The 24,637-nt window shown below is 54.0% G+C and carries 24 protein-coding genes and 1 pseudogene; 20 read left to right on the forward strand and 5 right to left on the reverse strand.

Annotated features, from left to right (window positions below; translation table 11 throughout):
- Nucleotides 1–253: 253 nt before the first annotated feature.
- From D3P09_RS23305 to rlmN, 9 genes are all read left to right on the forward strand, one after another.
- Nucleotides 254–1,174, forward strand: a complete 921-nt coding sequence (locus tag D3P09_RS23305) for an ABC transporter ATP-binding protein (protein ID WP_120113837.1) — start codon at nt 254–256, stop codon at nt 1,172–1,174.
- 69 nt (nt 1,175–1,243) lie between these two features.
- Entirely contained in the window at nt 1,244–2,392 is a 1,149-nt protein-coding gene (locus D3P09_RS23310; protein ID WP_120113838.1) for an ABC transporter permease, read from the forward strand.
- 165 nt (nt 2,393–2,557) lie between these two features.
- Nucleotides 2,558–3,052 (forward strand): hypothetical protein, encoded by a 495-nt coding sequence (locus tag D3P09_RS23315; protein ID WP_120113839.1) that lies wholly within the window; start codon nt 2,558–2,560, stop codon nt 3,050–3,052.
- Nucleotides 3,053–3,055: 3 nt separating this feature from the next.
- The gene (locus D3P09_RS23320) at nt 3,056–4,126 is read left to right on the forward strand and encodes a hypothetical protein (RefSeq protein WP_120113840.1); all 1,071 of its coding nucleotides are present in this window, start codon (nt 3,056–3,058) and stop codon (nt 4,124–4,126) included.
- Entirely contained in the window at nt 4,119–4,973 is an 855-nt protein-coding gene (locus D3P09_RS23325; RefSeq protein WP_120113841.1) for a hypothetical protein, read from the forward strand. Before D3P09_RS23320 ends, D3P09_RS23325 begins: the two co-directional genes overlap by 8 nt.
- 46 nt (nt 4,974–5,019) lie before the next feature.
- A complete protein-coding gene (locus tag D3P09_RS23330) occupies nt 5,020–5,595 on the forward strand; it encodes a sigma-70 family RNA polymerase sigma factor (protein WP_120113842.1) in 576 nt (191 codons plus the stop codon).
- A complete protein-coding gene (locus D3P09_RS23335) occupies nt 5,585–6,619 on the forward strand; it encodes a hypothetical protein (RefSeq protein ID WP_120113843.1) in 1,035 nt (344 codons plus the stop codon). The genes D3P09_RS23330 and D3P09_RS23335 overlap by 11 nt, the downstream gene beginning before the upstream one ends.
- 77 nt (nt 6,620–6,696) lie before the next feature.
- Nucleotides 6,697–7,797, forward strand: a complete 1,101-nt coding sequence (locus tag D3P09_RS23340; protein WP_120113844.1) for a TlpA family protein disulfide reductase — start codon at nt 6,697–6,699, stop codon at nt 7,795–7,797.
- A 106-nt stretch (nt 7,798–7,903) separates the two neighbouring features.
- Nucleotides 7,904–8,968 (forward strand): dual-specificity RNA methyltransferase RlmN, encoded by a 1,065-nt coding sequence (gene rlmN, locus D3P09_RS23345; protein ID WP_120113845.1) that lies wholly within the window; start codon nt 7,904–7,906, stop codon nt 8,966–8,968.
- Between the two features lie 99 nt (nt 8,969–9,067).
- On the opposite strand, the gene D3P09_RS23350 is transcribed toward rlmN, so the two are convergent.
- Together D3P09_RS23350 and D3P09_RS23355 are read right to left on the reverse strand one after the other, a co-directional pair.
- The gene (locus tag D3P09_RS23350) at nt 9,068–10,129 is read right to left on the reverse strand and encodes a glycosyltransferase family 2 protein (RefSeq protein ID WP_120113846.1); all 1,062 of its coding nucleotides are present in this window, start codon (nt 10,127–10,129) and stop codon (nt 9,068–9,070) included.
- 44 nt (nt 10,130–10,173) lie between these two features.
- Nucleotides 10,174–11,235, reverse strand: coding sequence for a glycosyltransferase family 2 protein (locus D3P09_RS23355; protein WP_120113847.1), 1,062 nt, complete (start codon nt 11,233–11,235; stop codon nt 10,174–10,176).
- Between the two features lie 248 nt (nt 11,236–11,483).
- On the opposite strand from D3P09_RS23355, the pseudogene D3P09_RS23360 reads away from it, so the two are divergent.
- Together D3P09_RS23360 and D3P09_RS23365 are read left to right on the forward strand one after the other, a co-directional pair.
- Nucleotides 11,484–12,152, forward strand: a pseudogene (locus D3P09_RS23360) (ABC transporter ATP-binding protein); the annotation flags it as partial.
- Nucleotides 12,153–12,247: 95 nt separating this feature from the next.
- Nucleotides 12,248–13,597, forward strand: a complete 1,350-nt coding sequence (locus D3P09_RS23365; RefSeq protein WP_120113849.1) for an ABC transporter permease — start codon at nt 12,248–12,250, stop codon at nt 13,595–13,597.
- 12 nt (nt 13,598–13,609) lie between these two features.
- On the opposite strand, the gene D3P09_RS23370 is transcribed toward D3P09_RS23365, so the two are convergent.
- A complete protein-coding gene (locus tag D3P09_RS23370; protein WP_120113850.1) occupies nt 13,610–14,245 on the reverse strand; it encodes a hypothetical protein in 636 nt (211 codons plus the stop codon).
- A 20-nt stretch (nt 14,246–14,265) separates the two neighbouring features.
- Nucleotides 14,266–15,021 (reverse strand): MBL fold metallo-hydrolase, encoded by a 756-nt coding sequence (locus tag D3P09_RS23375; RefSeq protein WP_120113851.1) that lies wholly within the window; start codon nt 15,019–15,021, stop codon nt 14,266–14,268.
- 93 nt (nt 15,022–15,114) lie between these two features.
- Here D3P09_RS23375 and D3P09_RS23380 point away from each other — a divergent pair, with 93 nt between their 5' ends.
- The 5 genes from D3P09_RS23380 (at nt 15,115) to D3P09_RS23400 (ending at nt 18,848) form a co-directional block, all read left to right on the forward strand.
- Nucleotides 15,115–15,555: an Lrp/AsnC family transcriptional regulator gene (locus D3P09_RS23380; RefSeq protein WP_243644423.1), complete on the forward strand. Its 441-nt coding sequence runs from the start codon at nt 15,115–15,117 to the stop codon at nt 15,553–15,555.
- A 136-nt stretch (nt 15,556–15,691) separates the two neighbouring features.
- Complete coding sequence (locus D3P09_RS23385) at nt 15,692–16,312, forward strand: TetR/AcrR family transcriptional regulator (RefSeq protein ID WP_165867561.1); 621 nt, start codon at nt 15,692–15,694, stop codon at nt 16,310–16,312.
- Nucleotides 16,313–16,354: 42 nt separating this feature from the next.
- Nucleotides 16,355–17,239: an ABC transporter ATP-binding protein gene (locus tag D3P09_RS23390; RefSeq protein WP_120113854.1), complete on the forward strand. Its 885-nt coding sequence runs from the start codon at nt 16,355–16,357 to the stop codon at nt 17,237–17,239.
- Nucleotides 17,240–17,243: 4 nt separating this feature from the next.
- Entirely contained in the window at nt 17,244–18,041 is a 798-nt protein-coding gene (locus D3P09_RS23395) for an ABC transporter permease subunit (protein WP_120113855.1), read from the forward strand.
- 15 nt (nt 18,042–18,056) lie between these two features.
- On the forward strand, nt 18,057–18,848 hold the full coding sequence (locus D3P09_RS23400) for an ABC transporter permease subunit (RefSeq protein ID WP_120113856.1): 792 nt from the start codon (nt 18,057–18,059) through the stop codon (nt 18,846–18,848).
- Nucleotides 18,849–18,917: 69 nt separating this feature from the next.
- Here the strand turns inward: D3P09_RS23400 and ggt are convergent, their stop codons facing one another.
- On the reverse strand, nt 18,918–20,498 hold the full coding sequence (gene ggt / locus D3P09_RS23405) for a gamma-glutamyltransferase (RefSeq protein WP_120113857.1): 1,581 nt from the start codon (nt 20,496–20,498) through the stop codon (nt 18,918–18,920).
- 255 nt (nt 20,499–20,753) lie between these two features.
- Here ggt and chrS point away from each other — a divergent pair, with 255 nt between their 5' ends.
- From chrS to D3P09_RS23425, 4 genes are all read left to right on the forward strand, one after another.
- On the forward strand, nt 20,754–21,236 hold the full coding sequence (gene chrS / locus D3P09_RS23410; protein ID WP_120113858.1) for a chromate efflux transcriptional regulator ChrS: 483 nt from the start codon (nt 20,754–20,756) through the stop codon (nt 21,234–21,236).
- 5 nt (nt 21,237–21,241) lie between these two features.
- Entirely contained in the window at nt 21,242–21,895 is a 654-nt protein-coding gene (chrB, locus tag D3P09_RS23415; protein WP_120113859.1) for a chromate efflux transporter ChrB, read from the forward strand.
- On the forward strand, nt 21,882–22,433 hold the full coding sequence (gene chrA, locus D3P09_RS23420; protein WP_120113860.1) for a chromate efflux transporter ChrA: 552 nt from the start codon (nt 21,882–21,884) through the stop codon (nt 22,431–22,433). The genes chrB and chrA overlap by 14 nt, the downstream gene beginning before the upstream one ends.
- Nucleotides 22,434–22,635: 202 nt before the next feature.
- On the forward strand, nt 22,636–24,546 hold the full coding sequence (locus D3P09_RS23425) for a beta-N-acetylhexosaminidase (protein WP_120113861.1): 1,911 nt from the start codon (nt 22,636–22,638) through the stop codon (nt 24,544–24,546).
- Nucleotides 24,547–24,637: the final 91 nt, after the last annotated feature.

Genomic DNA, 24,637 nt, shown 5'->3' on the forward strand with positions numbered 1-24,637 from the left:
AAAGAGGATAGGCGGAGAGATAGAGATAGAGGCTGGCTATTGTCATTGTGAATGACAATAGCCAGCCTCTTTTTGGTGTATGACAAAGTGGGATACGTCACAATGGTCGGCTGGACCCTGCGAAAGACAGTCACCGATTTAAGCATTTGATGCACGGATAGCTGCAGGTTATCCCGAATCTGTGGCGGGAAGGTATGGAAGCTTGCATACTACAGGTAACGATAACGGCGAACAAGAGAGGGAGAAAATAGAGATGACAGATGTACTGCAAGTTAGAGGAGCGAAGAAGAGTTATGGCAGCCATCAGGCGCTGAAGGGAGTCGATCTGACGGTCAAGCCAGGCAGCTGCTTCGGACTGCTCGGGCCCAATGGGGCGGGGAAGTCTACGATGATGAAGCTGCTGACCGGCATCATTGACCCGGATCAAGGCCATATCGAGGTGTTCGGGCTTAATATCCGCAAGGAGCTTTCAGCCATTCACCAATTGATCGGATATGTGCCCCAGGATATTACGCTTTACGAGAAGCTGAGCGGCAAGCAGAATTTGACCTTCTTCGGACGCATGCACGGTATTCGCGGGACGGAGCTGAAGAAGCGCATTGCAGAAGTGCTCGAAGCGGTCGGCTTGACGGAACGGGCGGGCGATGAAGTCGCTTCTTATTCAGGGGGCATGAAGCGGCGCATTAATATAGCGGCTGCGCTGCTTCACCGGCCCAAGCTGGTCATTATGGATGAGCCGACGGTCGGGATCGATCCCCAGTCGCGGAACCATATTTTCGAGATGATCCGGAAGCTGCAGCGTGACGGCGTGACGATCCTTTACTCCACGCACTACATGGAGGAAGTTGAAGCCCTTTGCGATGAAGTAGCCATTATTGATCATGGACGGATTGTTTCTCAAGGCGGTCTAAGAGAGCTGTTGGAGCTTCATGCGGTGAAGGCGGTATATGCGGAAGCTGCCGGTGTGTCGGAGCCTCCCGTTGTGGACGGCATTGTGAAAGCGACGCAAGAAGGCAAGGGCTGGGTGCTGGAATGTGATCATCCGCTGTCAGTTCTGTCGGCGCTGTCGGCCAAGTGGGCACGCGAAGGCGTGACGGTCAAGGCGCTGGAGCTGATGCAGCCAACGCTGGACAGCGTATTCCTGAAGCTGACGGGAACAACGCTTCGAGATTAACGAAGCGGAGGGCGTGCGGTATAGAGGGCATCAGAATGCCTATATGAGAAAACGGAAGGATGAATCGAAATGATCGCAACGATTATACGCAAGGAAATCTTGCTTACACTAAAGGATAAAGGAGCTTTCTTCTGGCTGTTCGCGCTCCCGGTATTGTTTATAGTGATCTTCTCCTCCATCTTCGGAAGCGCGGGGAGCAGCACCACATACAAGGTTCCGTATTATGATGCGGACGGCTCGGCGGCTTCGGGACAGTTCCTGGAGAGACTCGGGGAGATCAAAGGTTTTGCGCTGGAGGCCTATGAAGGGGGCTCGCTGGAGGAGGGCGTCAAAGAAATTAAGGACGGCTCCCGCAGTTATCTGCTTGTGGTGCCTGCTGGCTACGGGCAGCAGGTCGAGGCGGGGCAATCTGCGGAGATTGAGCTGTACCGGGATACAGTGGCCGATGAGGCGGTTGCGCCGGTCTTGGCATTGCTGGATAGCGTGTCTGCAAGCTACCATGACTACAAGCTGCGCGGCATACTTGCAGGCATGGGACAGAATGAGGAAGCGATCGATGCGATTATGCAGCCTGCCATCTCGATCAAAGAGGTGAAGGAGAACGCGACGAAAACGAATGCTGTCACGCAGATCGTTCCGGGCTATACCGTGATGTTCGTATTCTTCATCATGATTAATATGATTCAGAATCTGCTGAAGGACCGCCGCTCGGGCATGCTGTCCAGGCTGCAAGGCACGCCGATGAAGCCGATTCATTATCTCGTCGGGATGTGGGTGCCGAATGTGCTTGTCGTCCTCGTCCAATCGACGGTGCTGCTTACCTTCGGCCAGCTTGTCTATGGCCTTCAGCTTGGCCATCCACTGGCCATTGCCTTGATTGTGCTGGGACTTGCCGTATGCGCGACGGGCATCGGACTCATGCTGGCTTTGCTCGTCAGCAGCGAGAACATGGGGATTGCGATGGTTCAAGTTATCGCTATGGGCGGAGCCATTGTCGGCGGGCTGTGGTTCCCGTACGAATTTCTTCCGAAGGCGGTTCAGACGATTGGCCTGTTCACGCCGCAATATTGGGCGCAGAAGGGCATGCAGGACGTCATGATTCGCGGCATGGATATTGGCGGCATCGGCTGGACGCTGCTGATCCTGTTCGCGTTCGGACTTGCGGGGCTTGGCGTGGCGCTGCTCCGATTCAAGAAATTTGCACTGAAAACTGCGTAGCTGAGAAAGAAATCCAATGTCTTACCGTAGAGCTGCCGCGGCGGATCGGAAACGATCCCTGCGGCAGCTCTTTTCTTGGCGTGCTTGCTTCCATTATTTGCAATCCATATCGAACCTTTTCCTGGCTATGGGGCTAATACAGAGAAAGGATGGAGGGGAACGTCTATGAGGAACAAATGGTGGATGATTGTACTGGCTTTCACCATACTGCTTGGGGCATGCAGCGGCGGCGGTGAGGCTTTTGAGCTGGCCGAGGTTTATGCGAATGCGGAAAGCACCGATCTTAGTGCTGAGAAGGGCGGTTTATCGGGATGGGATATGACGCAGACAGAGATCCGGGAGCAGCTGGGCAAGCCAGTCTTTGAAGGGACAACTAACAAAGGCGGAGATGTACTGGAATATGAGGGGTATGAGTACTTCTTTTATAAGGGCAAGCTGCAGGGCTATTCGATTAAGCAAGACGGCAAGACAGCGGAAGGGATTGGCATTGGCGATAACCGTGACCGCATTAAGGAGCAATATGGCGCGCACTATACAGAACGGACGCAGGATGAGCTTCATTTCTTTGGATATTACGATAAGGAGAATGGCATCGTGCTGGAATTTGTACTAAAAGACGAAAAGGTGGAGACTGTGCTGGTGATGAGAGCGGGAGGATAAGGAATGGAACAGAAGCACGAGAATTCACACGGGCACACCGTTATGCGGGCAGAAGCGACGCTTGTACAGCACTATATGACGATTCTGCTTGGAACATGGCTGCTGCTCGGGATCTTTGTGGATGGTTATGCTCATCGCCATGATGTGCTGGAGACCTTCTTCACACCATGGCATGCCATCTTGTATTCAGGTTTCATCGCCTCTGCATGCTGGATGTCCGGCATTGTATACCGCAATCGGTTGCGGAGCGGGGGAACGTGGATGAGCTGTATTCCGAGAGGCTATGGCGCAGGGTTATGCGGAGTGGCGATTTTTCTATGCGGAGGGTTGGCCGACATGGTCTGGCATACGATCTTCGGCATCGAGAAGGATACGGCGGCGCTGCTCAGCCCTTCACATTTGCTGCTGCTTGTCGGTTCGCTTCTGCTGCTGTCCGCCCCGTATCAGGCAGCCGTGAGCGAGCAAGGGGCTCGCAGGATCGGATGGCGCTTGTTCTTTCCCCCGTTTCTGTCTATTACGCTGGCTGCTGCTGCCGCAGGGTTTTTCCTGATGTATACATGGATGTTTCATTATAATCTGCCCTCCGCCAAAAGTATTGAATGGCTGCAGAATGAGTATGGGCTTTGGCTGATTGCCATCAATAATGAGCATAGAGGATTAAGCTACATTCTGATTAACACGCTGTTGTTCATGATCCCGTTGTTCCTGCTTATGAAGCGGTGGATCGTGCCCATCGGAACGATGACCCTGTTTCTTGTCATAACTACCACGCTCAACAGCTCGCTGGACGGCTTCAGGCATTATCCCGTTATTCTGATTGCAGGAGCTGCGGGCATTGCGGGCGATTTGCTGTACCGCTGGCTTCGTCCTTATGAGCGCACATGGAGCTACCGTGTGGTGGCTGGCGCTGTTCCTTTGATGCTCTGGAGTCTTTACTTCCTCTGGATGCATATGACGGCAGGCATCGGCTGGGAGGTCGAGCTGTGGACAGGAGCTATTGTGCAAGCGATGCTGGCTTCCATCGCGGTAAGCCTGCTGGCCATATCTTCGCCGAGGAGCGTCAGCTATGCATAAGAGGGCAAGCAGCATGATGATTTGTTTCTTGTGCGCCGTCATCCTGCTATTGGGCTGTTCAGCGCCTCCTATGTACAACAAGGATTATGAGCCTCCGTCAAAGGGGCTATTGCCATATCTTCAGAAAGGGTCAATGGCCGCCAATCCCTCGGATCAAAGCTATTCCGTCCTGGTATACGACGTGGAGGAGAAAGGGACAGGGGAGCAAGTGATGCTGCTGCAGGTGCTGAATCCGAGCGGGGAGCGAGTAATGGACTTTTCAGAGGATATGACCAAGCTGATGCATCTCATCGTGGTGAGCAGGGATCTTCAGTTTTTCTCGCATGTGCATCCCGATTACGAAGGGGAAGGGACCTTCCGTACAGAGCTTGATCTTTCGTATGGAGGAGATTTCCTGTTAGCAGCCGAATTTATTCCAGACCGAAAAGGAATTACGGTTCATAAGCAATGGGTTAGAGGGGAAGGAGTGCCTCCCTCTATATTGGACTTGGCTGTAAGCGAGAGTTACGTGGAGACGGTGGGGCAAGTGGAGTTCGAGTTGTCTGTGTATCCTGGCTTCAAGGAGCTGCGAAGCGGAGAAATGGCGATGCTTGTGTTCTCTTATCGCGATGCGGATACAGGCGGGCCGATTGAATTGGAGCCGTACCTTGGAACGGGCGGACATTGCGTCATATTGGATGAGACGGCGCAGCAATATGTTCATGTGCACGCGGTGGAAGGGATGAGCAGCTCTGGCAGCGTAATGTTTCATGCTGAATTCCCGGCTGCCGGTACTTATAAGCTATGGGGACAATTTCAACTGAAGGGCGAAGTGCTCGTTGTCCCTTTTGTGATTGAGGTCCGATAAAGGCTGAACGGATAATAGAAAAGACACATAGATAGGGGGCAGGCCTATGGAAGATCGACTACTTCGGGCGTGGGTGGTTCGGATGTGCGAAGGGGATGAAGCGGCGTTTCAATCGCTCTTCGAGGCAACGCGCGCGCATACCTATAGCATGATCTATTACTTGGTTGGAAGCGAGAAGGAAGCGGAAGACGTCATGAGCGAGGTGTATATCGCCTTATTCCGGTCTCTGCCGCAGTATGACACCGGCAGGCCGTTCCTTCCTTGGTTTAATGGGCTTATCATTCGTCAGGTCAGAACCCAGAAGAGGAAGATATGGCGCAGCTTCAGGTTATTGGAGAAAGCGAAGACAGTCGGACAAGGGGGGCAGGGAGCCGTCGACCCTGAACTGGAGGCCATTGATCATAAGGATGAAATACTGCCGTACGTGAAGGACCTTTCCCATAAGCTGCAGGAGGTTATTGTACTTAGATATTATCAGGACTATTCGCTGGAGATGATCGCGGAGGTCCTGGACCTGCCGCTTGGGACAGTGAAGTCCAGGCATCATGCCGCGCTGAAGAAACTGCGCTCGCGCATGGGGACGCTGGCGAACGAGAGAGGAGTGTCGATGTATGTTCATTGAAGAAAAGCTGCGGATGGCCTATCGGCGCAAGTCGCGAGCGTTGACGGCGCCGGCAGAGCCGAGTGACGAAGTGATGGCGGCATTCAGGGAAATGGCCTCGAACGCCAAGCGAAAGCGGCATGACGGCGGCAAGACCTCTCATCGGAGCACAGTCTTCTGGCTGGCAGCGATTCTCTTGCTGTCCGGCTTCGCCTATGGGGGCGGGAAGCTGCTGTTCCAGAATCAGCTTGGACTATGGAGCCTGAAGCTATTCTCGGGCGGAGATGATATGGTGCTGGATGAGGCTGTGTCGGAGGAGATATGGTCTTCCCTCCAGGATGTGAAGAAGGAGCTGCGGCCTGGAGAGGCCGCGATGGTCTATTTTGCAGCGCTGGCTGAATCTTCTCATCCTCTATATCGTAATTATCCGCTCTTCGGCATTAAGGAGCCGCTATGGCTCCATGAGAGCTATGCGCAGGTCGTGAACCGGATGAGGAAGGAAGGTCTTCATGCAGCCGTGCCGCAGGCGCTTCCGGAACAATATGTATTTAACGATGCATTCCGGGGGGAGCCGTTAAGCGCCAATGCAGGGCTCGAAGGCTTTAATATTATGCAGGAGCTAAAAGACGAGATTGCCGCGAGCGGCAAACGCGTGGCTTGGAAGCGCATGAAGGAGCTTGAGCCGCCGGCCTCAATTCTGTACACATTGGCTTATGTCAACGAAGAGGGAGATACGCTGCTGGTTACGGTCGAAGCGCTGGAGGAGAGAAGGACGGATCAGAGGTGGGTCGTTCCGGGTTCAACGCAAGTGGAGGAGCTGAATCTTGGAGGAAACCTGGCATCCTATACAAGCGGAGAGGACGTTCCGTTCTCCGCCAGCCGCTACTACCAGGAAGTAAGCTGGTCTGTTGCCGCATCAGGGCAAGGGGACAAACAATATATTTACCGGGTAGGATCGGAGTCGCGGAAGGTCGGGAAGGAGGGGCTGATTCGCTTGGCGGAGGGCTTCACGGAACAGCCAAGCTCGCTGCGCCACGCCGCTTGATGAAGAGGCCGTTCGCTTGGCTGCGCTTATCATGCTATGATGAAGGCTGATCATATCGTGACGAAGGGCGGAGACCGATGACGAATATACAACTGGGCTCGCTCGTGCTGAACGCGGAACTGCTCGTCTATTTGGCTGCCGGAATCGTCGGTGTTCTGGCGCTTCGGATGGGGAGCAGGGGCATGGATAAGGCCGAGCGGGAGACGGATGTTTCGGCTGCATGGAGCGCGATTGTGCTGTGGATCGCGGTGTGGAAAGGCAGCCTGCTGCTCGTCGATCCTATGAGCGTTATCCAGCACCCGATGTCGCTTCTATTCTTCAGCGGCGGACGAATCGGATTTTGGCTGGCTGCAGCTGCCGCGCTTGTATGGTGCGGCTATAAATTTAGAAGACATGGTATGGGCGGGGCCGCCGCGAGGATAGCGCTGCTTGCATCGGGCTGGATGCTGGTATACGGAATTGCTGTACTCTTCTTGGACCGGAATTCTTTCCATTACGGACATAGTATCGGACTGCTGCTCTCTATAGTTGTTATTGTGCTGCTTCGCCGGCTGGACCGCTGGCAGCAATGGCAGCAGAAGCGGGCTGACGACAGCCAGTGGATCAGACGTATGCTGACTCAGGGAATTGTGGTTCTGGGCGTCATTGGCTTGCTTGGCTTCACGCTTCAGGAACAGGTTCAGACAGGGGTTATAGCTAAGCTCATGGATAGCGGCGAAGCGGATGGTACAGTCGGCCCCCGGGCAGGGTTGACCGCTCCTCCTATTGAGCTTGCGAGCTTAGAGGGCGAGGCGATTTCCCTGGCCCGGAACGAAGGAAGCATCGTCATCGTCAACTTCTGGACGACTTGGTGCAAGGTATGCAAGACGGAGATGCCGCATGTTCAGAAGCTGTATGAGCATTACGCCGCCGAGGGTGAAGCGGTGAAGCTGCTGTCGGTGAACGTGACAAGCCAGGAGTCCAGCGTGGCCGGTGTGGAACGATATATGAAGGAATACGGTTATGACTTCCCTCTGGTGCTGGATGCGAAGGGGGAGGCTGCCGACAGTTACCGGGTCAATGCGTTCCCGGCGACCTTCATTATTGATGCGGATGGCGTCGTTCAGGAGAGAATGCTTGGGGCTATCAGCTTCTCCGATATGAAGAGGCGCGTCGAGCGGGTAGGGGCGGCGCAGTAAGTCTTGTATTCGCCCTTTATTTTTGGGACAATAGGAGCAAGCTGCGGGTCCGGCTGTTCAGGCTGGGGCGGCATGGAATATAGCGGTTTTGGAAAGAGGAACAATCATGACTACGACATCCATCTATGGATTAACATTAGAGCAATTGACAGCTTGGCTGGAGGAGAGGGGCCACCGGAGGTTCCGTGCGCAGCAGGTCTGGGACTGGCTGTACCGGAAGCGGGTGGTATCCTTCGACGACATGATAGACGTTCATGCGGATTGCATTGCGCTGCTGAAGGAGCATTACGCGATGAGCACAATGACCGAGCATGTGAAGCAGGAGTCCAAGGACGGCACGGTCAAGTTCCTGTTCAAGCTGTATGACGGCAACCTGATCGAGACCGTGCTGATGCGGCACAAGTTCGGCTTGTCGGTATGCGTCACGACGCAAGTCGGCTGCAATATCGGCTGCAGCTTCTGCGCCAGCGGATTGATCGCCAAGAGCCGCGATCTGTCGAGCGGCGAGATTGTGGAGCAGCTGATGCGGGTGCAGCTGCATCTGGACGCGGCGGGCCTTGGCGAGCGCGTCAGCCACATTGTGGTGATGGGAATCGGAGAACCATTCGATAACTTCCAGCACATGGGCGATTTTATCCGAGTCGTGAAGGATCATAAGGGGCTGGCGATTGGCGCGCGCCATATTACGGTGTCGACAAGCGGTCTTGCCGGCAAGATCAGAGAATTCGCGGACAGCGATCTGGGCGTCAATCTGGCGGTATCGCTGCATGCGCCGAACAACGAGCTTCGTACGCGCATTATGAAGATCAACAAAGCGATTCCAATCGAGAAGCTAATGGACTCGATCGATTACTATCTGGAGAAGACGAATCGCCGGATGACGATGGAGTATATTTTGCTGAAGGACGTGAATGACGGAGTAGAGCAAGCGCTGGAGCTGGCAGAGCTCATGCGCGGCCGGAGCAAGCTGGTGAACGTCAACCTGATTCCGTACAATCCGGTCGATGAGCATAGCCAATACCAGCGCAGCGAGCAGGAGTCCATCCGAGCGTTCTACGATGTGCTGAAAAAGCAAAGCATCAGTGTAAGCGTCAGGCTGGAGCATGGAGCGGACATTGATGCGGCATGCGGACAGCTTCGAAGCAAGCAGATGCGCGCGGCGAATGAATAAGATTGAACGGCCGAGTCAGAGGCGCTGCGCCTCTGTGCCCGGCTTTTTCTTATTGTTGAAGGCGGCTTTGTAACGCACTTCCCCTACAGAATGGCGGCATCACCACAAATCTATGGGTCTCCTCAAGAAGTTATTGCTTTTTTTCACGGAAAAAAGGATATAGCACATCAGCAGCAGATTGAACAAATTGACATTATGCTTCATGGATTGCAGGCAGTAGCGGAGCGCCTTCCGTTTCTCGAAGCGGTGGATATAGCTTAGCGTGTAATATTGCCGGGCTAAGGTGTAGCTAGATAGCAGCAGCAGCCGTTTTCGGTCATGCCAATCGCAGGCCGCAATCTTTTGCCTCAAAAATTGCTTGAACGCGAGCGCCTGAAGTCCGGCTTGCTCCAGCTTCTGAAGCGCCTGCTTGTCCAGGTGGAGCCGATCGGGATCGATCTCCCTCCGGTCGATGAAGAAGTATAAGCTGTCGGGCGACAGATGATAGATGGAGTGGGGCTTCATCTGCAGCGATATCCGGCAATGATCGAAGAAGTTAATCATGAATGCCGTGTCTTCCCCGATATGAAAGTCCTCCAGAAACATGCCTCCAGGCTGGAGCTTCTCCCGTTTGAACACCATCGTATTGATGTGGAAGATGCATAGGGTATCTTTCACATACCGCTCGAAAAGCCCGTTGTGCATGACCACAATGTCTTCGCTATGCGAATGAAAGGAGCGCTTCAGCGCCCTGAGGCGTTCCTGCTGATGCGCTTCCTCGAAGGGATCAATCAGCCTGTCTCCTTGGCGCTCCAGCCATAGGGCAAAGCCGACATCGGTATCGGTATCCTGCATCATGCGCAAAGTTTCCTCCAAGTGAAAGGGGAGCCATACGTCATCGGAGTCGAGGAATGCAATGAGATCTCCCTTGGCATGCAGCATGCCGCTGTTGCGGGCGCCGCCGACGCCTTTGGCGCGCTTATTCGAGATGTACTGAATTCGGCTGTCGCTCGCTGCCAGCTCTCCCACCACTTTCCTCGTTGTATCCGTGCTGCGGTCATCCACAACAATAAGCTCCCAATTGCCGTAGCTTTGCTCCTGCACCGAAGCAATAGCGGCAGGCAGGGTCCGTGCGCGGTTAAAAGCAGGCATAATGACGCTGACTAACGGATTCGGATTCATATGAAACGCCTCCTATGTACTCAGATTAGTATTGATTCGTTTCTTCACCACAGATTAAGAGGTTTTCTAAGGAAATCGCTGCGCTTGCTGCCGCCAAACACGATATGGGACAGAAGCAGCAGGTTGAACGCATTAAAGCTATAGCGCATCGAGAGGAAGCAGTAACGAACAGCCTTCCGCTTATTCAGCTTATGAATATAGCTGAGCGTATAATATTGACGGGCCAGCATATATTTGATTTCCTGCTCCAGCCTTTTTCTGTTGCCCAGATGAGGGGAGCGGCGGACCAAAGCTTGCATTTCCAGTCTCATATTAATCGTTTGAAGGCCGACAAATTCGATTTTGTCCAGGAGCTCTTGCTGCAGGCATAGCGTATCGGGGTCAAGCAATCTTCTGTCGCAAAACAAATAGACGCTGTCCGGAGATTGATTGTAGATGAAATGGGGTTTCGTAATGAGCGCGATACGGCAGCGGTCAAAGAAGCGGATAATAAACGAGGTGTCTTCGCCTATGCTGAATTGTTCGTTGAACAGGTCGGAGGGCTGGAGAAGGCGTTTTTTGAGAACCATTGAGTTAATGGAATAGAAATGACGCGGATTGAGGACAAAACGTTCCATCAGACCATGCTCGATGATGATGGCGTCGCCCTTCGTTTCATACTGAGCTCGCATCTCGTCAAGGAGACGCTGTTCGACCTCGTTGTTGTAGCTTTGATACACCGTAGCGCCATGATGTTCTTCCCACAAGGCGAAGCAAATATCCGAACGGGAATCGCCAAGCATCTGGATGCTGTCCTGCAAATGGTAAGGAAACCATTGGTCATCCGAGTCGAGGAATGAGATGTACGAGCCCTGGGCGCTTAGCAGCCCGCAGTTTCTTGCGCCTCCTACTCCCTTGGTCCGATTGTTGACGATGAACCGTATGCGCGGATCGCTCTTGCTGTAGGATTCTACTACTTCTTTGGTGTGATCGCTGCAGCAGTCGCTGACGACGATAAGCTCCCAATTGCGGTAGGTTTGATCTATAACGGATTGTATAGAGGAAGTGATAATGTCTGCACGGTTGTAGGTAGGTATGATGACACTGACAAGAGGTTCGTCGCGCATGGCTTCAACCCTTTCTCGACCTGTTATCGTAGTCCAAGCTACGGAAGTCTTGCCTAGTTTAAAATGAAATTTTTTTCTAGTAAAGGTGCTAAAAGGTTTAAATGTAAGTAGTTCTATAGGCGGATGCAGGCTATAGATTCTTATTGGATTCTATAATTTTATTTAAGGTTTTCTTTAAGTTCGCTTATCCTTTGCTTGCTATAGTAGGTTTAGTGAACGGCAAGGTTATCGAAAGGTGGAGTTGGCCTATGATCGAACTGGCTAATGTCAGTCATCAATTTATAATTGGCAAGAAAGGCAAGGAACGTGTCGTGCCTGTCCTGCATGATATTGATCTGAAGGTGGCGAAAGGTGAAATCGTCGCTATTGTAGGGCGGAGCGGATCGGGCAAGTCAACGCTTCTGAATCTGATGTCCGGTTATATCCGGCCTTCGGCAGGAGAGATTAAGATAGGCGGCAGAGATGTAACGAAGCTGAGCGAAGGGGAGTGGGCGGATTTCCGCTTGGCGAATTACGGGTTTATTTTTCAGAGCTTTCAGCTGATCGGAAGCATGACCGCTTATGAGAACGTGGAGCTGCCGCTCGTGCTGAAAGGCATTACAGGCGCGGAGCGCAAGCAGCGCGTGATGAGGCTGATGGAGCAAATCGGGATAGCTGAATATGGGGGCCACTATCCGAGCGAGCTCTCGGGCGGCCAGCAGCAGCGGGTATCGGTTGCGCGGTCGCTTATACTGGAGCCGCCGATCGTGCTTGCGGACGAGCCGTCGGGAAGCCTCGACAGCGAGAATGAGAAGACGCTGCTGACGATGATTCAACAACTCAATCATGAGATGGGCATTACGTTCGTGATTATTACCCATGATGAGCAGGTGGCTTCGATCGCGCATCGTGCTATCCGCTTGCAGGACGGCAAGCTTGTTCATCAAAGCGATTATCGGCAGGTGGCTGCGCATGATGAGCAGCATCGCTCTGTTGCAGGCGTGGACTACATTAGACAGGGGGGCGAACGCGAATGAAGCTAGGGGATCAATTCCGGTTCGTCCGGCAAAATATGAAGAAAAACAAAACCAGGCTGTTCATGACCGTGCTTGCTACGGCGATGGGCTGCGCATTCCTAATTGTGCTGGCTTCTGTAGGTTTCGGCCTGCAGCAAAGCATCGTGGACAATATTGTGGGCGACCGCTTGGTGACAGGCATCGATATTTACTCCAAGGACCCAAGCAAATTCAAAGAAGATACGAATCTGTACGATGCGGATATTAAGGATTTGCAGGCGATCCCTAATGTAAAGGCCGTCACGTACCGCAACTTCATCGGCCAGTGGATGGAGCCAACGATTGACGGCGAGCCGGTAACTGGCGATCGTACCTTTCAGGTGGACTTCCAAGCGGAGGAGCGCGCAGGCTTCAGCTTAAGCGCAGGCAGAATGCCGCAGAAGAATAACGAAGTGATTCTGGGCTACAACATCCGCCAGCAGCGCGATGATCAGGGCGTGCCGAGCGAGTATAAGGACGCCTCGGAATGGTTGAATAAGACGATTGTGCTGAATGTCGGTTATTATGAGAACGGCGTGCTGAAGAAAAAGCCGATTGAAGCTGTAGTTGCCGGCATATCGGCAAAGCCGACTAAAGAGTGGAAGATGGATCAGGCGCTATACGTCGGCGTCGATCTGCTGGGGCAGGTTGAGAGCATTACGGGTACGCAAAGAGGCGAGCTGCCATATGTGGAGGAGGGCTCCACGCCTGAGCAAATTGAGGAATTGCTGAAGCAATTGCCGGCACCAGGCGGTGACAGAAACTATATTGAGGTTCAAGTGATCGCTGGTCATGCGAACGATGTGAAAGGCATATCCGAAGTGCTGCGCGAGAAGGGCTACTTCAACCATTCTATTGCTGATGAGCTGAAGCAAGTGAATCTAATGTTCCTCATTATGAAGATCGGCTTGATCTTCGTTGGCACAATTGCTGTTATTATCGCCTCGATCGGCATCTTCAATACGATGACGATGGCGGTGACAGAGCGTGCGCAGGATATCGGCATCATGAAGGCGATCGGTGCGCATCCGTCGGTCATTCGCAAAATCTTTTTGCTGGAGAGCGCTTTGATCGGCATCATGGGCGCGGTTATCGGGACGATTGTCTCCTACGGCATATCGTTCGCGGTGAACGCGGGACTGCCGGTATTGATTCAAACCTTTATGGAGGAGAAGGTGCCGGATGGTTTCCTGTTCTCCGTCATCCCGCCATACCTCACAGCGCTGGCTTGCGCTATCGCACTGGGAGTGGCGATGCTGTCCGGCTACCGCCCAGCGCTAAGAGCAACTCGCATCGACGTTCTGCGCGCACTGCGCAGAGATGTGTAAGAGTGAAAAAAGCTATCCGGTTGGATAGCTTTTTTTGTTGTACGCGCGTTTGGACGGAAGCTGTAAGCCGAGAAACTCGGCCTGCAAGTGCGCGCCGCGCCTGCGGCTGAGCTCTAAGCCGAAAAACTCGGCCAGCAAGTGCGCGCCGCGCCTGCGGCTGAGCTCTAAGCCGAGAAACTCGGCCTGCAAGTGCGCGCCGCGCCTACGGCTGAGCTCTAAGCCGAGAAACTCGGCTAGCAAGTACGCGCCGTGCCTGCGGCTGAGCTCTAAGCCGAGAAACTCGGCCTGCAAGTGCGCGCCGCGCCTACGGCTGAGCTCTAAGCCGAAAAACTCGGCCTGCAAGTGCGCGCCGTGCCTGCGGCTGAGCTCTAAGCCGAGAAACTCGGCTAGCAAGTGCGCGCCGTGCCTGCGGCTGAGCTCTAAGCCGAGAAACTCGGCCTGGAAGTGCGCGCCGCGCCTACGGCTGAGCTCTAAGCCGAGAAACTCGGCTAGCAAGTGCGCGCCGTACCTGCGGCTGAGCCGTAAGCCGAGAAACTCGGCCTGCAAGCCCGCGCCGCGCCTGCGGCTGAGCTCTAAGCCGAGAAACTCGGCTTGCAAACGCGCGCCGCGCCTGCGGCTGAGCTCTAAGCCGAGAAACTCGGCATACAATCGCGCGCCGCGCCTGTGGCTTACAGCACCACCAACTCGCCGTCTGTCGGGATGAATACGCGGCCGGAGAAGCCTTCCAGCGCCAGATCCCGCTGGAGCGATTCGCGTGTGAGGCCGCAATGGTTCCATGCTTCCATGTGGGCGATGACGACTTTCGTCTGCGGCGCCCGGTGCAGCACCTGGATAATGTCGCCCAGCCCCATCGTGATGGCACCGCTCCCGATAAACCGGGCTTCTCCCGCAAACAGCACAGTCACGTCCGGCTCATATCGATCCAGCGCATCACTTACCTCGTCGCACCACACCGTATCGCCCGCAATATACAGCTTCAGCTTCCCGTCATCCAGCACAAAGCCGGATACCGTGCCCATCATTTGGCCGATGGCACCGTAGCCATGACGCCCGCCCGTCCGGCTGACGCGCAGGTCATGCAATTGGCCGGATTCCCCGGCGGCCAGTCCCTGCACCAGCTCGAATCCCTCTTGAACAAAAGCATCCGCATCCTCTGATTGGCAAAGGACAGGAAGTTTGCGGGATAATAAAGCCGAAGCCGCTTCATCCCAGTGATCAGGATGACGGTGGGTAACCAAGACGGCATCGGCCCACGCCGCTTGCTCTTGCGGCACAGGAAGCTCAACCAGCGGGTTGCGCAGCACCGGCGTTGTATTGAACGTCGCATCAAATGTGCCAGCGGGACTGAGCATCGGATCGAGCAAATAATGTTTCCCATTCCACTCGATACGCATGGTAGCATGTCTAAGCAATTGTATATTCATTAGAATCACCCTTCTCAACTTGGTATGGAACCGATTATAATGCGATTGAATGAATAGGCCCATAATCTGAATCAATAATAACGAGCCGTCTGCTTGATTCATGAAAGGAATGGAACCGATATGCTGGACAAAACCGACCATGCCATATTGGCATGCCTGCAAAGCAACGCCCGCATGCAAATGAAAGAAATCGGCGAGCGCGTCCATATGACCGGCCAAGCGGTGGCAAACCGGATTGCCCGTTTAGAAGAGCTAGGCGTTCTGCTCGGCTATACAGTAAAGTTGGACGACAGCAAGCTGGAGAAGCCATTCGAGGCGATGGTCACGGTGTTTTTGCCCTCCAATCATCACAGCGCATTCCGCGATTGGGCGGTGAGCGAGCCTGCTGTAACGGAGCTGCACCGCGTGACAGGAGAAGGCTGCTATTGGATGAAGGTGAGATACGGCGATCCTGCCGGGTTGTCCGCTTTTTTGGAGGAAATGCTTCGTTTCGGCAATTACCGCATTAATAATTCCATCGAGAAATTAAAATGAAATAGCTATTGACCGCTGTGGTCAACGAACAATATAATGATATTGACCGGAGTGGTCAATGTTATTGTTTGCTGTTCTCCCTGCTTGCCGGCAGCGCAAGGGGACAGCGTTCTATTCGCGAATAGGAGGCATACCATTGTTTAGCAAGTTTTTAAGCATAGAGGAAGAGAAGCGCGAGCGCGTGATCAACGCAGCGCTGAAGGAGTTCGCATCGAAAGGCTACACAGCCGCATCGACCAATGAGATTGCCAAGGAAGCAGGCATCTCGAAGGGGCTGGTCTTTCATTATTTTAAAAGCAAGAGAGACCTATATTTTTTCCTGTACGACCATACGCTTGAGGTAGTGAACTCTGAGCTTAGGGAAACGGTGGATTTGCTGGAGACGGATTTGTTCGTTCGCATGCAGCAGGTGGCAATGCTGAATCTGGCGGTATTCGGCAAGTATCCAAGCATGATGGATTACATGAAAAGCGTGTATTTGGAGGCAGCCGAAGAGGTCAGAGGAGAGATTCTGGAGCGGATTCAGAGCATGGCGGCCAGCGATTACGGACAGATATTTTCCGGCATCGACACGACGAAGTTCAAGGACGGGATCAGCCCGGAGCGGGCGATCAACGTTATTTTATGGACGGTCGAGGGACTAGGCGAGCAATACAAGGAGCGCAGCAAGTTATCGGGTGAAGCGCTTGATCTGGATGCCATTATCCAAGAATTCGGCCAGTACATGGAGATGTTCAAAACAACCTTTTACAAATAATCGTATCGGGCGATAACAGGATGAACACGGGAGGAATCGGGAATGCCGATCATCGAGTTGAATCATCTGACCAAGTCATACGGAGGAGCGCGCGGAATTCACGATTTGACGTTTCAAGTGGAAGAAGGGGAGATCTTTGGCTTTATCGGACCCAATGGGGCGGGCAAATCGACGACCATTCGCACGATGCTGGGCCTTATCTATCCGACAAGCGGCAGCGCCAAAATTTTTGGCAAGGACTGTGTACAGCATGGGCCGGAAATTAAGCGCCACATCGGGTATTTGCCCTCGGAGGTTTTTTATTACGACAATATGCGGGTGAAGGACCTGCTTCAATATTCAGCGAGCTTCTATAAGAAGGATTGCCGCAAGCGCATGATTGAGCTGGCAGAGGTGCTGGAGTTGGATATGAGCAAGCGGATTGACGATCTGTCGCTGGGCAACAAGAAGAAGGTCGGTATCGTGCAAGGGCTGCTCCATGAGCCGAAGCTGATTATTCTAGACGAACCGACAAGCGGGCTGGACCCGCTTATGCAGCAAAGATTTTTCAGCTTGCTGGAGGAGGAGAACCGGAAGGGAGCTGCCATTCTGTTCTCGTCCCATATCTTGAGCGAGGTGCAGCGCCTGTGCGACCGTGTCGCAATCATTAAAGAGGGGCGGCTCATAGCATTGGAGAAGATGAGCGACCTGAAGGACCGCACCTACAAAAAGTTCAAGCTGCAAGCGAAGAATGAACTGCCTGAGGGCATGTTCGCTATAGAAGGCGTGACGGAATGGAACTCCAAGAACGGGGAAGCCAGCTTCCTGTACCAGGGCGATATTAATATCGTGATGCGGAGGATCGCGGAGCTGGACTTGCTGAACCTGTGGGTGGAGGAGCCGGATCTGGAGGAAATCTTCATGCATTACTACGCGAAGGAGGCATGAGCGTATGAACATGTATCTCTATGAGCTCAAAGCGTACCGCAATGCTACGATGATCTGGACCGCTTCGATGACCGGGCTTGTCCTGCTGATGATGGCGATGTACCCTTCCTTTGCCGGGGATGCGGAGGCTTTCATGGACGTGCTGGCATCTATGCCGGAGTCCGTGGTGCAAGCGATTGGCATTCAGATCGATTCCATCGCTTCTTTGCTGGGGTATTATTCCTATATCTTTCTGTATGTATCGCTATGCGGCGCTATTCAGGCTATGCATTTGGGCAGCTCGATTTTATCCAAAGAAACCCGGGAGAAAACAGCGGACTTCCTGCTGGCCAAACCCGTGACGCGGGGAGCGATCCTCATCTCGAAGGCGCTGGCTGCGCTGACGCTGCTGCTGGCGACGAACATCGTTTATTTTGGGGCGGCTAGCCTGATCGCATCCTCCGTGGCACTGGAGCCCTATGATTATGGAGCATTCGCGCTTATCTCGTTCAGCCTGCTTCTATTACAGCTAATCTTCTTAGCGATAGGAATCGCTGCAGCGATGCTGCTGCCTCGCATGAAGACGGTGCTGCCGGTTACGCTGGGTACGGTATTTGCGTTTTTTGTGCTTACGTTTATCGGGTCCTCTTCAGGTAACGGCAAGCTGCGTTATGTAACGCCGTTTCATTATTTTGACCGTGCGTATATTATTCAGCATGGCAGCTACGAGACGGGCTTTGTGGCGGCTTCGCTTGTCATTATAGCGGTTTGCCTGCTTTTCGGATATTTGCGGTATCGGAGCAGGGATGTCCATGCGGTATAAAAGGAGGCGTGTGCAATGAATCTGTACAGGAGAGAGATGAGGGCGCATCTGAAGTCGCTGCTGATCTGGATTGCGGGTATCATCGCTATGCTGGCCGCAGGCATGGGCAAATTCACAGGCATGGAGGAATCCGGCGCTGCGATGAATGAGCTGATGGCCGATATGCCAAAGGCGCTGCAAGCGATTATGGGCATCGGCGAGCTCGATATCGGGACGCCGATCGGGTATTACGGCGTGTTGTTTCTGTATTTGTTGCTAATGGCGGCCATCCATGCCTCTATGCTGGGGGCTGCCATCATTTCCAAGGAAGAGCGGGATAAGACGGCGGAATTTCTATTAGTGAAGCCATTGTCGCGGGGACGGCTGCTGCTCTGCAAGCTGTTGGCCGCGCTGACTCAGGTCCTCATATTTAACCTGGTCATGCTGACCGGTTCCATTCTGGTCATCGGCTCGTATACAGAAGGAGAGTCCAGCGCTGGAGCGATCCTGTCGCTAATGGCGGGCATGCTGCTCGTTCAGCTTATCTTTCTGACTGTCGGCATGGCGATCGCCGGGGCGGGGCGGCATCCGAAGCGGGCGGTAGCTTACTCTGCCGCCGTCATGCTGCTCACTTTCCTGCTGTCCATGGCTATCAAGATTAGCGGCCACATCGACTACATGGGGGTATTCACGCCGTTCTATTATGTCGACGCGGCGGCGGTTATCGATCAAGGGATAGGAGCCGGCTACGCTCTGCTATCTCTGGGAATAACAGCTGTGGCGCTGGTTGTGTTGTTCGCCGGCTATAATCGAAGGGATATGAGGTAGCTCATAACCAGCTTAGCATAACAGGAGGCCTCCCGCTCTAGGAAGGCCTCCTGACTTTGTCTATGTCCTCTACCAGCCAAAGGCTCCCCCGTCGCTCCGCGGATCGACGCCTCCTTGCAGGAAGCCGTTCGCATCCCTACGGATGGCGCATGCATGCCCCATAATCCCGTCGAACGGAGCGGCTTTGCGCACCATGTGACCGGCGTCCGCGAGCTTGCTCAAGATATCGTCGCCTACGCGTGCTTCCACCTTTAATTCCTGGGTAAGCTCTCCCCATGTGCGTCCCCATATCCAGCGAGGCTCGGTAATGGCCTGCTGCGGGTCCATGCCGTAATCGGCCATGCGCGTGAAGATAGCCGTCTGCGTCTGCGGCTGCCCTTCGCCGCCTTGCGTCCCGTATAGAATGGACGGCTTTCCGTCTACGCATGCCATGGCAGGCATGAGCGTATGGAAGGTACGTTTGCCAGGCTGAAGCCTGTTCACATGTTCAGGATCAAGGGAGAAGAAAGACCCCCGATTTTGCAGCAATATGCCCGTGTCCCCGGCCACGACGCCGGAGCCGAATTCGAAGTACAGGCTTTGAATAAAGGATACGGCATTGCCTTCCCGGTCGACGACGGCCGCATAAGCGGTATCGCTGCCGGCAGGCTGCGTATCCATGGATGCCGCACGGTCTAATCGGATCAATCCCGATAAGGAGGCGGCGTAGCTCTTGCTGAGCAGCCTCTCCAGCGGAATTGAAGCAAAAGCAGGGTCGGTCAGATAAGCGTCCCGGTCGCGGAAGCTGAGCTTAACTGCCTCGATGCAGAGCTGATAGTAATCATAGGAGCCGTGCTCGATAGCTGAAAAGTCGAAGTTCTCCAGCATTTGCAGCGCCATAATGCCAGTAAAACCCTGCGAGTTGGGCGGCATCTGATAAAGGGTATGTCCCCGGTAAGAGCCATGAATCGGCTCTACCCATTCGCCCTCGTGATCGGCGAGATCATCGGCAGTCAACAGTCCGCCGTGCTTGGACAGGAACGAAGCGATCCCTGCCGCAGTATCCCCTTTATAGAACTCGTCTCGTCCATGAGTGGCAATTCGTCTGAGCGTTCGGGCCATGGCCGGCTGCCGGAACCGTTCATTGGGCTGCATAGGCGACCCGCCGGGCAGATAGATCGCCGCAGTCTCCGGCGTTGCCGCAAGCACATGAGCATATTGCGCTGTATTGGCGAATTGGTCCTGCGTCATAGGGAAGCCTTTCTCGGCATATTGAATGGCGGGCGCAAGCACTTCCCCCCAAGCCAGCTTGCCATAGCGGCTATGTACGGCATGCCAGCCGTCCACCATGCCCGGCACCGTAACGGCGCTGCCGACGCCTCTTCTAGGGATGGACGCCAGCCCTGCATACCGGTCGGGCGTCGCCTCATATCCGGCACGGCCGCTGGCATTATAGCCGCGGACAGTTCCATCGTCCTGATGATAGGTAAGCCAGAACGAGTCGCCGCCGATGCCTGTCATATGGGGATACACGACCGCCAGACATGCGCTTACCGCGACGGCTGCGTCGAATGCATTGCCGCCTTGCTCCAGGATGCGGGCTCCCGCGGCGCTTGCCAGATAATGCGGACTGACGACCATCGTCTCGCTGCCGAAAGCCGGCTGCTTCATCCCATTCACTCCTTTTGCCATTCCCATGATGATTTTTAATAGCAGGTTAGATTTCCTCGCGCCATAACTTATCTAAAAATAACATCATCTCTCCGGCTGTGCAATAAGTATGAAAGAAAAATGATGAAAATGTATTGATAACGATTGTGAACGGCTATATAGTAATACATATCGTAAGTAAAAATAATATTTAACTAACGTTATGTTCATCCTCTGGAGTTGGGCATAGGGTTGGAGGGATAGGAGTGGGGCAGTATGACAGAGCAACGGGAACAGGGCACGGAGGCTGTAGAAATCGATGAGATTGACCGCAAAATCATTAAAGAGCTGAATCGCAACGGACGAATATCATACACAGATTTGGCTAAGGAAATCGGCTTGTCCAGGGTAGCTGTGCAGGCGAGAGTCAGCACCTTGATGGACACGGGAGTCATCGAGCGATTCACCGCCGTTATTAATCCGGAGAAGATCGGCATCGGCGTATCGGCGTTCTTCAATGTCGAAGTGGAGCCGAAGCATCTCCATGCTGTGGCGGAGCAACTGGCGGAGGAGCCGTACGTGACAAGCCTTTACCATATGACGGGTCCAAGCAAGCTGCATATGCACGGCTTGTTCCGCAATAACGCGGAGATGGAATACTTTATGCGGGAGAAGCTGTATGTGCTGCCGGGCATCACCGGCGTAGACTGCCAGCTGCTGATTAACCGCTATAAGAGCCGTATGGGAATGAGGTTGTAGCGGCTATGGGGGAGAAGACATCAGGAGGCAATCCGTATGTGCAGTTAAGCTGGGCAATGATCAAGACGGGCGTGCTGGGGTACGGCGGCGGTCCGTCCGTTATTCCGTTGATCCGGTATGAGGCTGTTATGCAATACAAGTGGATAGACGATGAGGAATTTGGTGAAATATTGGCTCTGGCGAATGCGCTGCCGGGCCCCATCGCAACGAAGATGGCCGCGTATCTAGGCTACCGGCTGAAAGGAACGATGGGGGCAGTCGTCTCGGTGCTCGCGCATATTGTTCCGTCCACCGTTGCGATGCTTGCGCTGCTGTCAGCGGTGCAATGGCTGAGCGGATCGGCTTTTATTCAAGGCATGATCGGAGCAGTGATACCCGTTATAGCCGTGATGCTGGCCATGATGGCGTATGAATTCGGCGAACGCGCGGTGAAGGGGCTTGGCATCTGGGCGGGAGCCGGTTTTTTTGTGCTGTCCTTCATCTTGCTGCAGCTCATCCAGCTGCATCCTGCGATCGTCATTATGGTATTCCTGGTATATGGCGCTTTTCATATGAGAATGGCCGATACCTGGAGGCGCAGGCGCGAGGCGAGGAAGGCGAAGCAGGAGCAGGAAAGCGGCTTGAAAGAGAAGGGAGGCGCTACGCATGGAATGGATTGAATGGTGGCGTCTGATGATTGGTTTCTTTGTGGCCAACGTGCTGGGTTATGGCGGGGGGCCGGCATCGATTCCGCTGATGTACCAGGAGGTCGTAACCAATTATGCATGGACGACGCCGTCGGAATTCTCCAACATCCTCGCGCTGGGGAATGCGCTGCCTGGTCCGATTGCGACGAAAATGGCCGCTTTTGTCGGTTATGATGTAGGCGGCTGGATTGGGCTTGCCATTGCTTTGGCTGCTACGATCGTGCCTTCCGCCGTGGCGCTTATTATATTGCTCAATGTGCTGCGCAAGCATCGCCAGTCGCCTGTCGTGAAAGGGATGACGCTGCTGATCCAGCCGGTCATCGCCATTCTCATGCTGGTGCTGACCTGGCAGATGGGGGAGAGCGCAATTGCTTCTATCGGGTGGATCCAGTCGCTGCTGATTGCCGCCGTCGCTTTCTGGGCGATGCAAATCCGCAAGATTCATCCCGCGCTGGTCATAGTTGCCGCCTTTGCTTACGGCGGGTTTGTCATTCCGCACATCAATCTGTAACGGGAAGAGATGGACGTATAGGTGCGAGCCATATGCGGGAATATTGATTCTGTACGAGGATGGAAATGAATAATAACGAATGGCGGGGCGAAATGAAGGTCCCCGTCTTTTTTTGTCACTTTTTCATGATAGATTCGATCATTCGTTTTGATGTAAAATACATATATATGAACGATTCAATCACTCTTAGGAGGAACGTTAGATGAAATTGCAGTTTCAAGGCAATACGGCAGAGCTACGGTCTGGCATCGAGCTGCTGCTGAAGGATCTGGGCGTAACGGAAGCGGAAGGCGGCATTGTCGTATCCGTCGAGCCTTCTGAGAATGGGCTTCAAGTTGGCTTGCAGGGCAATCAGGCGTACATTCGCTATACGAGGAAGCACCAATTTTTCCGCGGGCTCGGCTTGCTGGTGCAGAGGGGCCAAGCAGGGGAGTCGTTCGAGCTGAGCGAGACACAGCAGTTCGATACGATCGGACCGATGTTCGACCTCTCTCGCAACGGCGTGCTGACTGTTGGGGCATTCAAATTCATGCTTCGCAAGATGGCGCTGATGGGCCTCAATACAGTCATGCTGTATATGGAAGACACGTATGAGATCGAAGGAGAGCCGTACTTCGGCTACATGCGCGGACGTTACTCCGCAGCGGAGCTGAAGGAAATCGACGATTACGCGGATCAATTCGGCATCGAAGCGTTCCCGAGCATCCAGACGCTTGCGCATCTGGAGGAGTTCCTGAAGTGGGAGCCGGTGAAGGAATACAAGGATACGAAGGGCGCGCTGCTGGTGGGATCGGAGAAAACGGACCTTCTGGTTGAAAATATGATTAAGAGCGTCACGGCGCCATTCCGCAGCAACAAGATTCATATCGGCATGGACGAGGCGGAGGAGCTTGGCCGCGGCAAATTCCTGGATCATAACGGCCATATCAGCCGTTTCGATATTATGACGCAGCATCTGGACAAGGTCCTGGCTGTAACGCGGCGTCTTGGCCTGAAGTCGCTTATGTGGAGCGACATGTTCCTGAAGCTGGCTTCGGCGAACGGCGAAGACTACTATGGCCACGAGACGCAAATTCCAGAGGAGATGGCCAGCCGCATTCCGAAGGATGTCGATATGGTGTATTGGGACTACAACCATGTCGACAGCAAGGATTACGAGACGCTTATCGCGAAGCACCGCCCGCTCGGCAACAACCTGGTATTCGCCGGAGCGGTATGGGTGTTCAATACATTCGGCGTGAACTATGGTTTGTCCCTGCCGGCTACAGACACGGCGCTAACAGTGTGCAAGAAGGAAGGCATCAACGAAGTGTACGCGACCATGTGGGGCGACGACGGCATGGAGAGCAACCCGTATATCGCATTCCTCGGCTTGCAGCTGTATGCGGAGCATGCCTACACGGAAGGCTCGCCGGATATGGACGTTGTGGCGGAGCGCGTCAAATTCTGCACAGGCATCGATGGGGACACGTATATGCAGCTCAAGTATCTGGATGAGACGCCTGGCGCAGAGCCGGATAACCAGAAGCAAAGCAATCCGTCGAAGTTCCTTCTGTACCAGGATGTGCTGCTCGGCTTGTTCGACAAGCAGATCGAAGGCCTTGCGATGAACGAGCATTATGCGGGTGTAGAGAGGAATATCGCATCGCGCCGCGATCCAGAAGCGGAGCTGGATTATCTGTTCGAGGTGCCGCAGAAGCTTGCAGCCGTATTGAAGGTGAAGAGCGAGATCGGCATCGAGCTGAAGCGCGCTTATGACGGCGGCGACAAAGAGACGCTGAAGCGCATCGCGACAGACACGCTGCCGCTTATCTCGAAGGCGGTATCGGAGCTGCGCGCCGCTCACCGCGCCCAGTGGCTGAGCATGTTCAAAGTATTCGGCTGGGAAGTTATTGACATCCGTTACGGCGGCGTGATCAGTCGTCTGGACACAGCCAGCATGCGTCTCCTTGACTATGTGGATGGCCGCATTGACCGGATCGAGGAGCTGGAGCAGGAGCGCCTGCTCTACAGCACGACTAACCGTTTCACCAACAAAGGTGCCGGCTGGTGCAGCTATTACTACCGGATGGCATCGCCGAACGTGTTCTTCCATGTATTGAATCCGTTCTAAGAGACTGCCATTGCAGCAGAACCTATAAGGAACGCCACTCTCTTGCCCGGCAGGAGAGTGGCGTTTTTTTCAATCTAAGAAACGTGCGGAG

This window comes from Paenibacillus pinisoli, from assembly GCF_003605435.1.
In the GTDB taxonomy this organism is placed as follows: domain Bacteria; phylum Bacillota; class Bacilli; order Paenibacillales; family Paenibacillaceae; genus Pristimantibacillus; species Pristimantibacillus pinisoli.